This is a genomic window from Paenibacillus sp. G2S3 (assembly GCF_030123105.1).
Classification (GTDB): domain Bacteria; phylum Bacillota; class Bacilli; order Paenibacillales; family Paenibacillaceae; genus Paenibacillus_AQ.
In genome coordinates, this window is record NZ_CP126095.1 from 2,369,092 (window position 1) to 2,384,596 (window position 15,505).

Here is a 15,505-nt window from a genome sequence, read left to right on the forward strand (position 1 = left end):
CATTACAGTTAGACTGTTGAAGGGGGTTCTTTGTCATATAAATGCTTATGAACGGTATGAATTAATGATTTACCAGGCCTCTAGGTTCATTACTGCCAGACTTTTCATTCTCCAGCGAGAGCTGATTCAGTAGTGCGTAACGCATACTGTCAACAAGCGCCTCCCAGCTGGCTTCGATTACGTTACTGGAGACGCCAACGGTACTCCAGGTGTCTGTGAAATTCTTAGATTCAATCAATACCCGTACCTTCGCAGCAGTCTGATCCTGTTCATCTATTACACGGACTTTATAGTCGGATAGATGCATATCTTTCAACTGCGGGAAGTAGGTCTGCAGTGCTTTACGAAGAGCGTTGTCGAGTGCGTTGACCGGACCGTTACCTTCAGCAGCGGTATAAAGGTTCTCATTGCCAACCTTCAGTTTAACGAAGGCTTCGGATACTACTGGATGCTCTGCGTTTTTTTCGACTAACATCTTAAAGGATTCAAAAGTAAAGGTTTCATTCATCTCGCCAGTAGCTTCACGAAGCAGCAGCTCCAGTGAGGCGTCGGCACCTTCAAATTGATAACCTTGATGCTCCATCGTTTTGATCTTCTCGATCACCCGCCGAGCTTGCTCGCTGCTTGGGTCTAAATTCAAACCCATGTCCTGCGCCTTGGAGAGCACATTGCTCTGTCCAGCCAGCTCAGAGACTAGCACACGTTGTTTGTTCCCAACAAGCTCAGGAGCGATGTGCTCATAGGTCCGTGAATCACGCATGATAGCGGAGACGTGGATTCCGCCTTTGTGTGCGAAAGCTGCATTTCCGACATAAGGCTGATTTACCGGCAGATTAACATTCGCGACTTCGCTGATGTAGCGGGCGGTGTTGGTAAGCTGTGGTAAAGAATCACCTGGAATACAGTGGTATCCCATTTTGAGCTGAAGGGTAGGGATGATAGAACATAAATTAGCATTGCCGCATCGTTCACCGTAACCATTAATGGTACCTTGAACCTGCCGTGCTCCAGCACCGATAGCGCTAAGAGTATTAGCTACCGCCAGCTCACAGTCATTGTGAGTGTGAATTCCGAGATTTGCCCCAGGTAATTGCCCAGCCAAAGCAGTAACAATCTCATGAATTTCAAAAGGTAACGTTCCACCGTTGGTATCGCACATTACAAGCCAATCTGCTCCGGCTTCCCGGGCTTTGGACAGAACGGCCGCTGCATATTCAGGATTGTTCTTGTATCCATCAAAGAAATGCTCGGCATCAAAAATTACTTCAAGGCCTTTACGTTTCAAGTAGGATATGGAGTCGCCAATCATGGCGAGATTCTCCTCAAGTGTAGTCTGTAATGCAGTGTGTACATGAAAATCCCAAGATTTTCCGACGAGTGTAGCAGCAGGAACTCCTGCATCAATCATACGTTTTAAATTGTCATCGTTTTCGGCCAAGGAATTCTTCCGCCGTGTGCTGCCAAACGCTGTGATTTTGGCGTTCAGATGAAGCTCCTTGACTCTTTTGAAAAATTCAATGTCTTTATTGTTGCTTCCCGGGATGCCACCTTCAATATAGTGCACACCCAGATCATCGAGCTTCTTGGCAATCTTCAGCTTGTCGTCAGCCGACAGACTGATGCCTTCACCTTGGGTGCCGTCGCGTAATGTAGTATCGAAGATGGAGATGGACTTAGACATGAGTGTCCTCCTAAAAGTTTTGTAAGCTTCGTCTTCCGGATTCACTTCGTGCAAAACTCACATCGGAAGCATTGGCAAGGGAAATGAATTTATACATTATAGCATTTTTACGCGGGAATGTAACAAAGAACTTTACAGCCTCTTAAGTTGACCTAACCGCAGCGTAGAGGTATTCTAAATTGGACAATAGAGACCCTGAGGATAAGAAGGTAGATATTGTGCAGAATGTTGATCAGTATTATCCAACGAGTGGCAGGGTTATCCTGCATGTGGATATGAATGCTTTTTATTGCTCAGTGCATGAGGCAGAGGACCCCGACCAATTCAGAGGTAAAGCTACAGCGGTTGCAGGTAGTGTTGAATTACGGAAAGGGATTATTGTTACTTGTTCGTATGTCGCCCGCAGATTGGGGATTTCGACGGGTATGCAAGTTCAGAAGGCGCTTCGTATTTGTCCATCGCTTATCGTTATTAAGCCGGACTTCCATTTATACCGTAAATATTCTAATGCGTTTATGCAGATTGCTTACAGCTATACACCGTTATTGGAAGCAGTGTCGATAGATGAATGTTACTTAGATATAACCGGCTCCAGGCAATTCGGTACTCCCATGGAAATTGCGGAAACCATTCAACGCCGTATAATGGAAGAATTGGGCTTGCCATGCTCCATTGGTATTGCTCCAAATAAGCTCCTGGCGAAGATGGCCTCGGATTTAAAAAAACCAAATGGCATTTCGGTGCTGCGGCTGCGGGATGTACCTAAGATTTTATGGGACAAGCCATGTAATGAAATGTTCGGTATCGGTGGAAAAACGGCAGAGAAGCTCCGTAAGCTGGGAATTTACAGCATTGGTCAATTAGCGGCGTCTGATGAGAAAATGCTGGTTGAGAATTTTGGAGTTATGGGCTCATGGCTAAAGCGTGCAGGGAACGGCATCGATCATGGGATAGTAAATCCTGAGCGAGAGCAAAGTAAGTCGATCGGACACACCACTACACTACCGCGGGATGTTATTGGCCTTGCTGAGGTACGCCCCATTTTGCTGAATCTAAGTGATCAGGTAGCGCGGCGCTTGCGAAAGCAAGGGCTTGTGGCTTCAGGTGTGCAGCTTACCATTCGGACGCCGGATATGAAGACGATTACTCGTTCGCGGCAGCTTGAGGCGCCTTCAGAGAGTGGAGAAGATATCTACAAGTCTGTCTGTGACCTGTATGTTCGACATTGGAATGGCGAGAAGCCAGTGAGACTGCTTGGTGTGACCTTGCAAGGATTAATCGCAAAAGAGGATTCTGCAATTCAGCTGGATTTGTTCGATTACGAACAGCAGCCTAAGAAAGAGTCACTGACCAAGGCCATGGATATGCTTCGCAATAAGTTTGGTGAAAATGCAGTTTTGACCGCTGGGATGTTAAGTGACACCCATTCTGCAAGACTCCGAAATCATAAGGAACGGGGTACCTCGCTGCAAAAGGATAACCTGCTGTCTGTAGAGTCAGATAATGAGTGACAAGAACGTTCTGCGACGTGTCGAAATAGAGGCTTCAGAATGCGTCAGAAATGCAAACGTATTGAAAATCAATTGAAATTGTATGCTTTTTATATTAATATGAGAAAAATAAGACGCTGGTTCAACAGCGCAGTATTGCTTAACGGGAGGCAGAGAAAAAATGGCTAAGTACACTTGGGTCGAAAAAGACACTTGTATCGCTTGCGGTGCATGTGGCGCGACGGCTCCTGATATTTTTGATTACGATGATGAAGGTTTGGCAGAAGTTATTTACGAAAATGACAGAAACTGCGGTATGACAGCGATTCCGGACGATTTGTTTGATGATCTTCAAGATTCCTGTGATGGTTGCCCAACCGACTCCATTAAAATTGCGGACGAACCTTTTAACAAAGAAGGTTAATTACTCGATAAAGAGTAACGTGCGACACCACATAAAGACATCTCCTGCGAACTTTTTTGTTCAGCTAGGGATGTCTTTTTTGCTATGTCTGACCGATATTAATAAGGAAGGAATTATAAACTCTCGGAGGTACCGATGAAGAACTCACAGCACCTCAAAGCATATGTACAGATGCACCCAGATAATAAAATGGCATGGTACTTGCTGGGGAAGGAATACTATAAGAACGGTCAACATGGAAAAGCTAATTATTGCTTCAATCAGGCCGGTGAAGTGTATGAGGCTTTCGAGCATAGTAAGGTACCTGCTGAAATGCTACGCGAATACGAAGAGGGATTGCTGCAGGCGAGTCGCCAGCGTGAGCGCGGCCAACATAGATTGAGATACATATCACTGGCGCTAATGCTTCTTATACTATTAATGGTACCTTCAGCAGTGGCTCCAGGTATTGGTGTTACAGAAGACCAGGAAGTGTTTCAAGATACGCCTGTTTCAGAAGTCAAGAATCTGCCAGATCCAAAAGACTCCGCCCAAGAGCCTGTTATCGAGGTGGAAAAAGTGAGATATACAGCGCAAGAGAATGTAGCTGCGGCTTCGCAAGGGAAGGTAATGGCGAAGATGCTGATGCGTAAAGAACCTTTTCAAGCTGCTGCATTAGGGCTGGGGCGAGAAGGAAAGTGGCTGCTCTGGAAGGAGAAGCTTCCGCTAAATTTCACGCTGCAAAAGAATGGAAAGGGACGGATGGTGTACCAGTCTTACGATCCTAAGACATGTGCTTGTGAGCCGCCAGAGCAAGGGCAGCTCGCCAAGGATGCAGCAGAATGGCAGGGTGATCAAGAGGAGCTTGCCACACTATGGAGTGCAATCCGGGCTTATCAAGATGATAAAGGGAAGCTTCCAAATACATTAGCGGATTTGACAGGATCTTTTCCTGAGAACTGGATTGGTGGAACGACTACCGTCATGAAGCGGGAATTCAGCCCTCTTAAAGCGGTGGCTACGAACAAAATGGCATTGGGAACAGAAGACACAACGGAGCCTCCAAGCTCAACTAAATATGGTGTGAGGGGTATACCGACAGCATTAAGTGTGAGTGGAAGTGTTGCGAATGATGTTCCTTTTTTTGATCAGCCGCTAAGGGTCGTTGTGGATAAACAAAATCATCGATTGGCCGTAGTCAGCGGTTCTATTATTCTACGAAATTATGCGGTAGGACTTGGCGGAGATAAAACACCGGAGGGTAACTTCGTTATTACAGATAAAGTAGTCAATCCGAATGGTCGAGATGATGGGGATTTCGGAAGCAGAGGACTTCAGCTTTCGGATAGTAATTATGCTATTCACGGCACGAATGAACCTGAGAGTGTTGGGAAGGATGAATCCCTTGGATGTATTCGAATGGGGCGAGAAGATGTGGAGGAGCTATTCGCGCTGATTCCTAAAGGTACAGAAGTAGTAATTAGTAAAGGGGTTCTGCCTGAAAAGCAGATTGTGCCGGCTAAACGATTCAGCTCTACTGCTAAGCATGATCAGACCAACCCCCACAAAGTATACCACTGGCTGAATTAGTTTCCTGCAACGATAAACAGAACGATGATTAGAAGAATTAGTAAAGTTAAACTGACGCCAATCCACATCAGCGCTTTACGGTTAACTTCTTCTTTCTTTTGCTGCAAAGTTGGTGGTTTACGTTTAGTTGACATACTGGGCATACCTTCTTTCTCTCTTAATCGCTGATTACACCTATATTGTAATGCGTTTACAAGAAAATTACTATACTCTCCGTTATGTACTCTGCATACTCGCACTGTAAAATACTTTTCTTTTGTTCAAGAAAAGGCTAAAATTAAGAAGAAACCTACAGAAACGGGTAGACACGTGGATTAGTGAAGTACCCCTTAAGGAGCGAGAGCGGTGTTGTATCGTAATTTTGGTAAACCAATTTTCTTCAAGATTGATCCCGAGAAGGCTCACCATCTCGTCATAGGTGGATTGGATAAATCGTCATCAGTACCCGGCGGAAGCGCGGCGCTACGTTTAATGTACGGAGTTCCTGAAACGGCGGATTTAGCGGTTGATTTGTTCGGTACGCATTTCCCAACACCAGTTGGACTTGCTGCAGGCTTGGATAAAAATGCCGAAGCTGTACTCGGATTCTCTTCGATCGGGTTTGGATTTATGGAAGTGGGCACGGTTACCCCTAAGGGTCAACCGGGTAATGATAGCCCACGTTTGTTCCGTCTTCCTTCGGATGAAGCACTGATTAATCGAATGGGCTTCAATAATGAAGGGGCTGATGCTATGGCACAGCGTCTGAAGAAATTAAAGAATCGGAGAATTCCTATAGCAGTTAATATTGGACGGAATAAGATAACTAGTAATGAAGCGGCTCATGAAGACTATCGTCAGTGCATCCGTACGCTTTATCCGTACGGTGATTTTTTTGTGGTCAATATCAGCTCGCCGAATACACCTGGTCTACGCAATCTCCAGCATGGCAGTGAATTATCGTTCCTGCTGGCTCAAGTGAAGGAAGAAATGGAGATTCAGCGTAAAGCGACCGGGATTACCAAAAGCTTGTTGGTTAAGATAGCACCAGACGTAAGTGACGAAGAGCTGGAGTATATGGTTCAGACACTGACAGAAGCTGGTATGGATGGTATTATTGCTACGAATACTACATTGAACCGTGATGGACTTAGTCATGAAAAGGCTAATGAGACGGGGGGCTTAAGCGGCAAGCCGCTGCGCGACCGCTCAACGGAGATCATTCGCAGTATTTATCGCCAGACCGAAGGGAAGATGCCGATCATAGGATCAGGCGGCATTTTCACCAGTCAGGATGCGTATGACAAGATAAGAGCAGGTGCAAGTCTGGTCGAAATTTATACAGCTCTCATCTACGAAGGACCGGAGGTTAACCGCAAATTGCATGCCGGATTACGGCAGCTCTTACGGCGGGATGGATTCAGTCATATCTCTGAAGCAGTGGGCGCTGATCATCACTGAGGAGACGAAAGGACAGGAGGACGAAGGCGATGGACGGCAGGGACTGGGGAACTTTTTTGCTTCCATATGAACAGACTGTGGAAGAATTGAAAGTTAAATTCAAAACAATGCGTTCGGAGTTGAAGAAAAGAGAGGAATACACGCCGATAGAATTCGTAACTGGACGTGTAAAGCGGCTGTCAAGCATTCTGGAAAAGGCTAAACGGCTGAATGTGAAGATGGAAGATCTGGAGACGGGGATTGAAGATATTGCAGGAATTCGGATCATGTGCCAATTCGTCGAGGATATCCGCAGAGTGGCCGAATATATCCGGGCCCGTAAGGATCTTGAAGTACTCTATGAGAAGGATTATATCACTAATTATAAAGAGAGCGGCTACCGCAGCTTCCATATGATTATTAAATATCCTGTGCAGACAGCACTTGGTCAGAAAATTGTGCTCGCGGAGATCCAAATTCGCACGCTAGCTATGAATTTCTGGGCAACCATAGAGCATTCCCTGAACTATAAATATCGGGAAAGTCTACCCGATGAAATGCGTGTTCGACTAAAGACGGCAGCTGAAGCAGCATCGATCCTCGACAGCGAAATGTCCAGTATTCGGGAAGAGATTCTGGAAGCACAGAAGACATTCGAGGAAAACTCGAATATGACCACTCAGATTCTCAAAGCCATTCATCAATTGTATTTCTATCACTTGGTGAATGAGGCTATAAATACGCAGGCTCGCTTTAACGAAATATGGCAGGTTCAGGATATGGAAGCGATGAAGGAGCTTCTGGATCATGTACGGGGACTTCTTTCCGCAGCTAAAAAGGATAGTTTGCCGGATGGCTTATGAACCGTTGTACTTGGAATACCTAGTGTACTTTAATCGTGACAGGGATTATTTCGAATGTCACGAGGTGCTCGAAGAACTGTGGCTTGCGCAGAAACGAGATCCTTTGTACAAAGCTCTTCTCCAAGTAGCAGTAGGGCTATACCATTTTCGCAATCAGAATGTGCGAGGTGCAGCTATTATGCTGAGTGGAGCTTCTGCCAAACTGGAGGAATATCCAGCGGCGACACTCGGCATTAATCTGGCGAAGCTCGTGGAGGAAGTGAAAGATTATGTTCGGCGCTTAGCGTCATATGATGAGCGGCCATTTTCTTATTACGATCTGACCATAGATATTATTGATCCAAGTCTAGCGGACCAAGTGGAGACTGCAGCTGTAGCTATCACACCGAATAACCCTCAACGACGCGGTCCTCAGAGACCGACATCCTTTCATCGTAAGTAATAGATCCTCTATATATGAGTATTGTATAAGGGACACCCGTAGGGGTGTTCCTTGAATCTTTAAACACCTAAATTTTTGCAATACTATCAGGAGGACGGCATCATGGCGGCACAATTGCCCAGTTCTTTCAGCGAGCGTATGATGGAAATGCTGGGAACAGATTATAATCAATTTGCGGATTCCTACAAGGAGACCCCTTACGGAGGCGTCCGTGTTAACACATTAAAAATTTCCGTGGAGAGTTTAAAAGCCATAACTACTTTAGGGTTGGAACCTATTCCTTGGTGTCCGACAGGGTTTTATACAGAGACTGGGGCTAGACCTGGTAAGCATCCTCACTACCATGCGGGATTGTATTACATTCAAGAGCCAAGTGCGATGGCACCTGTGGAGCTGCTTAATGTTGAGCCGGGAGATCGTGTACTTGATTTATGTGCCGCCCCTGGAGGAAAATCTACACAGATTTCTGCCAAGCTGTTAGGTGAAGGGTTATTGGTTAGTAATGATCTTCATCCAGAACGGACTAAAGCCCTAGCCAAAAATCTGGAGCTGTATGGGGTTCGAAATGGTATTGTACTGAACGAAAGTCCAGATCATATCGCGGCTGCATTCCCGCTTTTTTTTGACAAAATCTTAATTGATGCTCCCTGCTCTGGTGAAGGGATGTTCCGTAAAGATGAAGACATGGTGAAACAGTGGGATTCGAATACACCTGCCAAATACGCTGCAATGCAGAAGGATATTTTACGTTCAGCAGCAGCGGCGCTGGCACCGGGAGGTAGACTTGTCTATTCAACCTGTACATTTGCTACAGAAGAAAATGAGGAAATTATAGCGGAGTTTCTGTCTAGTCACTCACAATTCTCGGTGGTAAAGGTAGGCGGTACAGGCTCATTCGCTCCTGGCTTCGGAGAACTCTCAGGAACGGCAAGATTGTGGCCGCATAAGGTGAAAGGCGAAGGACATTTCATGGCTGTACTGCAACATGAGGGAGCTAAGCTTTCTATGGAGGAACGTGATCATTTAGAGGTCAAGTTAAATGAATCTACAATAAACACTACTCCAAAAGGTGCAGCACACGTTAAATCATCCAATAAATCAGAAGGAAGACGTGGGAAAGAAGGGAAACCTTCTCGCAAACCTACCGGTGGAGCTGACCGTGGCCGTCAGGGCTCAGGGGAAGAGCAAGCGTTGGCTGCATATGGTGATTTTATAAAAGATCAGCTTGGCTGGGAGCCAAAAGGGTATCCGATTTTCTTCGGTGATCATCTGTACATCTCCCCATTATCTAAGGAAAGATTAAATGGTTTAAAGACGATTCGTCCGGGATGGTATGTAGGACAAATTCGTAACGGAAGATTTATTCCAGGGCATCCGATGGCTACAGCTTTGCATCCGGGTGAAAGCTGCCGAAGTGTCTCACTCTCCAGCACGAATCATGAAGCTATTTCCTATCTTAAAGGAGAGACGTTGTCGATTGCTCAAGAACGTCTCTCTATTAGAATAGGAAGTGCCCAAAAGGGATACGTTCTGGTCTGCATTGATGGCTACAGTGCAGGCTGGGGTAAGTGGCAGGATGGCATACTCAAGAACGAATATCCCGCAGGCTGGAGGTGGATGTAACGATGAGCCAATCAGGAAAGCCCGCTAAAAAACAACGTTTAGATAAAGTGCTGTCCCATATTGGAGTGGGGTCGCGCAGTGATATCCGTAAACAAGCTAAACAAGGCTTAATATTGGTGAACGGGACAGTGGTTAAAGATAGTGGGTTCCATGTGGATCCTTATGCCGATAAAATAGAGGTAGGGGGAGAGGTTGTTACCTACCGTGAATTCATATATCTTATGATGAACAAACCCCCGGGTGTCCTGTCAGCAACGGAGGACAAGCGGGATCGGACAGTCTTGGATCTTTTAAAGCATGAATATGCACAATTTGAGCCGTTTCCTGTAGGAAGACTAGATAAGGATACTGTGGGCCTGCTGCTGATCACTAACGATGGGAAGCTTGCCCATGAATTACTGTCGCCACGTAAGCATGTCCCGAAAACGTACGAGGCAACCATCGAGGGCGAGGTAGATGCGGATGATGTCGCGGCCTTTGCAGCAGGGGTGGAGCTGGAAGATGGCTACGTTACTTTACCTGCACACTTAACCATTCTTGGAAGAGAGCGCGGAAGTAAAGTGATTTCTCATATTTCACTTATCATCACTGAGGGGAAATTTCATCAGGTGAAGCGTATGTTTCAGGCGGTTGGCAAAAAAGTCACTTTTCTGAAACGTGTATCTATGGGAGAATTGAAGCTGGATGAAAGTCTGCCGCTGGGAGCTTGTCGGGAACTGACGTTAGAGGAACTGGCACTCTTAGGCACAGATGGGTCAGAAGGATAGTAGAGAAAATGATATATAAATTGATATATATATATTGAATTTGGAAACTTGGGATAAGAGAAGGGAGAGACGGAGGGGAATTTTGGAACTGTAAGAGCGATAGCGACCGCCTTTGTTTCCGGATTTCATCCGCTTTTAAACGGTATAAATTAAGAAATCTGGAAACAACAGCGGCTGGAAGTCCAAACATTCACCATAGTTGCGACTGACACTTAACACAAAAAGCCTCAAGTTCAATTATATATAGAAAAAGAAAGACAAGGATGGTGGAGTATGAGATACAAACTGATTGCACTAGATGTGGACGGTACGCTATTAAATGATGATCACCACTTAAGCTCTGAGAATAAGGAAGCTATTGCTGAGGTTACACGTCTTGGCGGTCAAATCGTATTGTGTACGGGACGCAGTCCACAGAACTCGATTCCTTTCATGGAGGAAATGGGGCTGACTGGTTACGTGCTTGGTCACAATGGAGCAGCGACGGTACGAGTGGAAGATCGAGAAGTGCTGCACCAATATGGTATGGATGCACGTGGTCTTGACCCCTATATTGACTATTGCCGTAAGCACAATATTCATTATGATGTGAATACTGCTTTTGATATGTATGTTGATAATGTAGAGAATCTGACTAAAGAAGCTAATTATATGTATGAGCACTTCCGTATTGTGCCAGCGACGCTGCCCGCATGGGAAGATTTCCGTGAACCGGTTGTTAAGTTTACTGTATTTACACAGCCAGAAATCCTTGACGAAGCTGAACGGGAATGGCGTACTTGGGCTCCTGAGTACAATATTTTGCGGAGTGGTGAATTTTTCGTTGATTTGATGCATCCCGAATCTTCTAAGGGAAACGCATTAAGAAATCTCGCTGTGAAGCTGGGAATTCCGCAAGAAGAAGTCCTCTCAATCGGTAATTATTTTAATGATATTTCTATGCTTACCTATGCGGGGATGGGCGTGGCGATGGATAATTCTCCTGTAGAGGTAAAAGCGGCAGCGAATGCTGTTACGGGTTCGAACAATGAGCATGGTGTGCGTGATGCGCTCGTTAAATATTGTTTATCCTAATCTTTTTGAGCTTGTAAAATAAGTTTACATGCAAAGCATAAAGCGGACTGAAGTCTGTTTTATGCTTTTTTTTGCTCGATTCATGGCAGCAGCGAACTGGAAGTGAGATCCGTAAAGAATAGTTAAATATAAAATCGACCTACCAATTATTAGGGTTTTAGTACATGCTATTTATGTGATTAATAATCTGAATGAATTTAATAGTGTATGAAATATCATGTTGTAACTATTATATTGAAAAGGTATTATAGGTTAGGTGTAAATTTACATTTTTGAGAATTAACTATTCTTTTTAATGAATGATAGGGGAGTGCGAATCATGTTATCATCCACAGAGCTTAGCAAGCTGAACGAAGTGAATTACAGGGAGGACCGATTAGAGGCACTTAATCATTTTTATGAGGATCTCTGTAATAAGAAAGTAGCCGATGGCTATATTTATTCTCTTAGTCGTTATGGAAAAATATTTGCTAATGGAGCGGGGGGACGCTTCAGTTACGAAGAAGATAGCGACCAAAAGTTGAAAACGGATACAATTTTTCGAATCGCTTCTATTACTAAGCTGTTTACGGCAACAGCGATCTGGCAGCTAGCAGATGATGGTAAAATTTTTATGGGGCAGCCAGTTAGTTCTATTCTTCCGGAGTTTGATGCCGATCCTTTTAAGCCGATTACAATTGCTCATTTACTGACTCATACCTCCGGCATCGCACCTGATCATGGCACTATAAGTGATACCTACTATAAAAGTGCATGGTGGTATATTTATGAATCAGAGCTTGGAAAAGAAAACTGGATTAAAGCTGGACTTTCCTATGGCATTCGTTTTCCGGTAGGGACTCAATGGATGTATTCATCGTTCGGATACGTGGTTCTTGGTGCAATTATCGAGAAAATAACAGGTGTTTTTGCAGAAGATTACATAATGGACAACATTGTAAAACCGTTAGGCATGACAGATACTTTCTTTGATATACCGCCTGAGAAAGCTGGTAGGATCGCTATTCGTTCGGAAGAGGCCAAGGAATATCTTCAGAAGCTGCAAAACGGGGCAATTACGGATGAAGAACAAAGGTCTGAGGAAGAAATCAAGACACCCGGAACTGGTGGGGGACTGTACTCAACCGTTAATGATCTACAGAGGTTCGGAATTATGCTGCTTAACCAAGGGGAATACGAAGGTGGTCATATCTTAAGTCGAATGGCTGTTCAGAGAATGACCAAGCGGTTCAATTCTGAGAAACTTCCAAACTACGCATGGGGAGATGGAGGAGCGGATAGACCATACGGTCTTGGGCCAGACCTTCGATATAATGAAAGTACTTCTTATTCTGAAGGTACTTTTTTTCACGAAGGATGGGGGTCTTGTTCCTTGGTCGTTGATCCGGTAGAAAAGCTGATTGCCGTTTGGTATATCCCTTTTCATAAAAATATATGGGACGGTAGAGGGATTTTCGGCACAAACAATGTGATCTGGTCCGGACTCGAATAAGAAAAAGGTTAAATGTTGTGAGATATCAAAGATGGGCAGGATGTGACTTATGTTTGAGATGATAAAGCACCGCTTTCGCGTTATGAGAGCGGTTGCTTTTGTTACGTATAAGGAATGGAGTGCGTACAGAACGCATTCGATGGTTTCTATTTTTGTAGGCCCGGTATATTTTTTAGTGCAGTATTATATATGGAGCGCTGTTTATAGTGGGGAATCCTCTATTAACGGGATGTCGCTCTCGCAGATGCTCTCTTATTTTTGCGCCACGATGTTGATCAACTACTTGACCATGGATTTTGCCGATTGGAACTTGCAAATGCTCATTCGCACCGGGAAATTCATTACGTTCTCTTTAAGACCAATGAATCATATGTTCTATGCATTGTCTCAGAAGGCAGGACATAGGGTACTTGGGCTTCTATTTGAATTTATACCCTGTTTTATGATCTTCTTCTTTATTTTTCATATTGATGTTTTACCCGCAAATTTACTATACGCAATGCTATCGATAGCTATGGCGTTCATGATGAATTTTTTCATCCACTATAGTATTGGAATGGTGGCCTTTTGGTTGGTGCAATCCTCCAGTATTCGTAATTTTTTCAGTCTTTGTGAGGGGATATTCTCAGGATCACTGATTCCATTAGTCTTTTTTCCAAAGTCCCTACAGATGGCTTCCTTTTTCTTACCGTTTCAATATACGACCTTTCTGCCTGCAATGGTCTATACGGGTAGCTATACTTTAGCTGATATAACCTTACCTATTCCTCAAGTTTTGTTACTGCAGTTTGCAGCCGTTATTATTGCTGGAATAGTCTGCCGGGTGCTGTATGCGGTATCGCTTAAGCATTTTACGGGGGTGGGTGCATGAAACGTATATATCTAATCTACAAAACTTGTATGAAGGCGAATATTGCTTCTGCGATCACCTATCGCGTGAATTTTATTCTAAATAGCCTTATCATGCTCATAGGGAATGTGTTGTTTCCGCTAGTAACGGTGTTCATCTATAATTCGAATGCTTCATTTGAAGGATGGACCTTTAAAGAGGCACTATTAATTCAATCGGTTTTCATTTTGTCTACGGCTTGTGCCGGGATTTTTTTCAACGGAATCATGTGGAATACGATGTCCCATGTAGTAGAAGGGACTTTGGAAGTGGTATTAATTAAACCAACCTCGAGCCTTTTTTTACTGTTGGCCAGATCTTTTGAATTCGAAAGTATCGGGCTTTTAGGTGGAGGAGTAGTCATGTTCGTATATGCACTTAGTGGAATCGAAGGGATGACTTTTAGCTCTTGGTTGTTGTTCCTATTGTTGTTTGGAGCTGGGCTATTGGTCATGTTTGGCGTGGCGCTCATTGTTGCAGCGATTTCCTTCAAATGGGTAGCAAATTCTCGTTTGCCGGAGATGTTTGAGAGCGTTAAATCTTTTGGACGGTATCCGGGGACGATTTTCCCTAAAGCAGTCGTAGCCGTAAGTTCGTTTTTGTTCCCGGTTTCCATGATTGCCTATTTTCCAGCTTCTACACTGATCGGACGGTCGGAAGGTTATTTTTTCATAGCGATTATTCCTTGTGTGTTATTTGCTGCCTTCGGAATTTGGCTCTATACGTACATGCTTCGTAGTTACAAAAGTGCCGGAGGATGAATTTGTATGAAGGAGAATTACATTGGACATTATCACCGTCAAGAACTTAACTAAACAATATGAAACCTATCACCGTGGACAAGATGCTAAAAGCGTATTTAAAAGTCTGTTTCACCGTGAAAAATCGATTATCACCTCTGTAGAGGATCTTTCGTTCAGTGTTGGAAAAGGAGAGATCATTGGCATTCTGGGGCCAAACGGTGCGGGGAAATCTACGACGATTAAAATGCTGACAGGCGTTCTCTATCCCACATCGGGAGAAATAAATGTTCTAGGATACAACCCTCATAAGCAAAAAAATCAATATGTAAAACAAATCGGGGTATTGTTCGGACAGAAATCGCAGTTAATATGGGACATACCCCCTTTGGATAGCTTTTATATGAACAAGGAAATTTATGATATTCCTACGAATGACTTTCGTACAAGACTAGACCGATTTGTAAGTATGTTTGAGATTGGTGATATTATCACTAAGCCTACGCGCACCCTTTCACTGGGGGAACGAATGAAATGCGAGTTTATTATGGCAATGCTTCATTCTCCGCCAGTGGTTTTTTTGGATGAGCCGACGATCGGGCTGGATGTTATAGCTAAACAAAGAATCAGAGAATTCATTAAGCAAATGAATCAGGAAGGCACCACATTTATTCTAACGACACATGACTTGGAAGACGTGGAGCGTTTGGTGCAAAGAGTACTAATTATTCATCAAGGTAAAAAAGTATATGACGATAAGTTCTCTGAACTTCGACTTCATCTAGGTGCTAAAAAAGTGGTCAGGCTCTCTGCAGCTACACCGATTGGAGATATTGACCTGCCTGGGACTCTGATATCGGAAAGAATATCGGATTACGAAGTGGAATTAGAGATCGATACCGAGCAGTGTAAAATGGGGGAGTTTCTTCATATTCTTAGCGAAAAGGTAGAGATTCTTGATATATCCATTAAGGAGATCCAAATTGAAAAGATCATCAGCTCCATTTATGAGATGGATAGGGGATAACATTT

Annotated in this window: 15 protein-coding genes; 13 read left to right on the forward strand and 2 right to left on the reverse strand. The window is 44.1% G+C overall.

All coding sequences use genetic code 11. The features are described from left to right. Window positions 1–61: 61 nt before the first annotated feature. Complete coding sequence (cimA, locus tag QNH28_RS10130; RefSeq protein ID WP_283911238.1) at window positions 62–1,681, reverse strand: citramalate synthase; 1,620 nt, start codon at window positions 1,679–1,681, stop codon at window positions 62–64. 179 nt (window positions 1,682–1,860) lie between these two features. On the opposite strand from cimA, the gene QNH28_RS10135 reads away from it, so the two are divergent. The 3 genes from QNH28_RS10135 (at window position 1,861) to QNH28_RS10145 (ending at window position 5,164) form a co-directional block, all read left to right on the forward strand. After that, the gene (locus tag QNH28_RS10135) at window positions 1,861–3,192 is read left to right on the forward strand and encodes a DNA polymerase IV (RefSeq protein WP_481858362.1); all 1,332 of its coding nucleotides are present in this window, start codon (window positions 1,861–1,863) and stop codon (window positions 3,190–3,192) included. 160 nt (window positions 3,193–3,352) lie between these two features. Next, window positions 3,353–3,595, forward strand: a complete 243-nt coding sequence (locus QNH28_RS10140) for a ferredoxin (protein ID WP_283911239.1) — start codon at window positions 3,353–3,355, stop codon at window positions 3,593–3,595. A gap of 135 nt (window positions 3,596–3,730) precedes the next feature. After that, window positions 3,731–5,164, forward strand: coding sequence for a L,D-transpeptidase family protein (locus tag QNH28_RS10145; protein ID WP_283911240.1), 1,434 nt, complete (start codon window positions 3,731–3,733; stop codon window positions 5,162–5,164). Here the strand turns inward: QNH28_RS10145 and QNH28_RS10150 are convergent. Then, window positions 5,161–5,298 (reverse strand): hypothetical protein, encoded by a 138-nt coding sequence (locus tag QNH28_RS10150; RefSeq protein WP_167348489.1) that lies wholly within the window; start codon window positions 5,296–5,298, stop codon window positions 5,161–5,163. The two genes, QNH28_RS10145 and QNH28_RS10150, sit on opposite strands and share 4 nt — an antisense overlap. Before the next feature lie 211 nt (window positions 5,299–5,509). On the opposite strand from QNH28_RS10150, the gene QNH28_RS10155 reads away from it, so the two are divergent. The 10 genes from QNH28_RS10155 (at window position 5,510) to QNH28_RS10200 (ending at window position 15,500) form a co-directional block, all read left to right on the forward strand. After that, window positions 5,510–6,604, forward strand: coding sequence for a quinone-dependent dihydroorotate dehydrogenase (locus QNH28_RS10155; RefSeq protein ID WP_283911241.1), 1,095 nt, complete (start codon window positions 5,510–5,512; stop codon window positions 6,602–6,604). 29 nt (window positions 6,605–6,633) lie between these two features. Beyond that, the gene (gene yjbM, locus QNH28_RS10160) at window positions 6,634–7,446 is read left to right on the forward strand and encodes a GTP diphosphokinase (protein WP_283911242.1); all 813 of its coding nucleotides are present in this window, start codon (window positions 6,634–6,636) and stop codon (window positions 7,444–7,446) included. A 10-nt stretch (window positions 7,447–7,456) separates the two neighbouring features. Next, window positions 7,457–7,888 carry a DUF309 domain-containing protein gene (locus QNH28_RS10165; protein WP_349655043.1) on the forward strand — a complete coding sequence of 144 codons (432 nt, stop codon included), beginning with the start codon at window positions 7,457–7,459 and terminating at the stop codon, window positions 7,886–7,888. Window positions 7,889–7,990: 102 nt separating this feature from the next. Further along, window positions 7,991–9,511 (forward strand): RsmB/NOP family class I SAM-dependent RNA methyltransferase, encoded by a 1,521-nt coding sequence (locus QNH28_RS10170; protein WP_283911244.1) that lies wholly within the window; start codon window positions 7,991–7,993, stop codon window positions 9,509–9,511. 2 nt (window positions 9,512–9,513) lie between these two features. Next, window positions 9,514–10,278 carry a pseudouridine synthase gene (locus QNH28_RS10175; RefSeq protein ID WP_283911245.1) on the forward strand — a complete coding sequence of 255 codons (765 nt, stop codon included), beginning with the start codon at window positions 9,514–9,516 and terminating at the stop codon, window positions 10,276–10,278. Between the two features lie 273 nt (window positions 10,279–10,551). After that, window positions 10,552–11,352, forward strand: coding sequence for a Cof-type HAD-IIB family hydrolase (locus tag QNH28_RS10180; RefSeq protein ID WP_042186870.1), 801 nt, complete (start codon window positions 10,552–10,554; stop codon window positions 11,350–11,352). Between the two features lie 319 nt (window positions 11,353–11,671). Then, on the forward strand, window positions 11,672–12,844 hold the full coding sequence (locus tag QNH28_RS10185; RefSeq protein WP_283911246.1) for a serine hydrolase domain-containing protein: 1,173 nt from the start codon (window positions 11,672–11,674) through the stop codon (window positions 12,842–12,844). 49 nt (window positions 12,845–12,893) lie between these two features. Further along, complete coding sequence (locus QNH28_RS10190) at window positions 12,894–13,715, forward strand: ABC transporter permease (RefSeq protein ID WP_283911247.1); 822 nt, start codon at window positions 12,894–12,896, stop codon at window positions 13,713–13,715. Continuing rightward, a complete protein-coding gene (locus tag QNH28_RS10195) occupies window positions 13,712–14,494 on the forward strand; it encodes an ABC transporter permease (protein ID WP_283911248.1) in 783 nt (260 codons plus the stop codon). Before QNH28_RS10190 ends, QNH28_RS10195 begins: the two co-directional genes overlap by 4 nt. A 22-nt stretch (window positions 14,495–14,516) precedes the next feature. Continuing rightward, entirely contained in the window at window positions 14,517–15,500 is a 984-nt protein-coding gene (locus QNH28_RS10200; protein ID WP_283911249.1) for an ABC transporter ATP-binding protein, read from the forward strand. The last annotated feature ends 5 nt before the right edge of the window (window positions 15,501–15,505 follow it).

Coding starts and splice junctions, on each gene's coding strand:
- cimA (WP_283911238.1), bottom strand. CDS start 1,681: ATGTCTAAGTCCATCTCCATCTTCGATACTACATTACGCGACGGCACC.
- QNH28_RS10140 (WP_283911239.1), top strand. CDS start 3,353: ATGGCTAAGTACACTTGGGTCGAAAAAGACACTTGTATCGCTTGCGGT.
- QNH28_RS10145 (WP_283911240.1), top strand. CDS start 3,731: ATGAAGAACTCACAGCACCTCAAAGCATATGTACAGATGCACCCAGAT.
- QNH28_RS10150 (WP_167348489.1), bottom strand. CDS start 5,298: ATGTCAACTAAACGTAAACCACCAACTTTGCAGCAAAAGAAAGAAGAA.
- yjbM (WP_283911242.1), top strand. CDS start 6,634: ATGGACGGCAGGGACTGGGGAACTTTTTTGCTTCCATATGAACAGACT.
- QNH28_RS10170 (WP_283911244.1), top strand. CDS start 7,991: ATGGCGGCACAATTGCCCAGTTCTTTCAGCGAGCGTATGATGGAAATG.
- QNH28_RS10175 (WP_283911245.1), top strand. CDS start 9,514: ATGAGCCAATCAGGAAAGCCCGCTAAAAAACAACGTTTAGATAAAGTG.
- QNH28_RS10180 (WP_042186870.1), top strand. CDS start 10,552: ATGAGATACAAACTGATTGCACTAGATGTGGACGGTACGCTATTAAAT.
- QNH28_RS10185 (WP_283911246.1), top strand. CDS start 11,672: ATGTTATCATCCACAGAGCTTAGCAAGCTGAACGAAGTGAATTACAGG.
- QNH28_RS10190 (WP_283911247.1), top strand. CDS start 12,894: ATGTTTGAGATGATAAAGCACCGCTTTCGCGTTATGAGAGCGGTTGCT.
- QNH28_RS10195 (WP_283911248.1), top strand. CDS start 13,712: ATGAAACGTATATATCTAATCTACAAAACTTGTATGAAGGCGAATATT.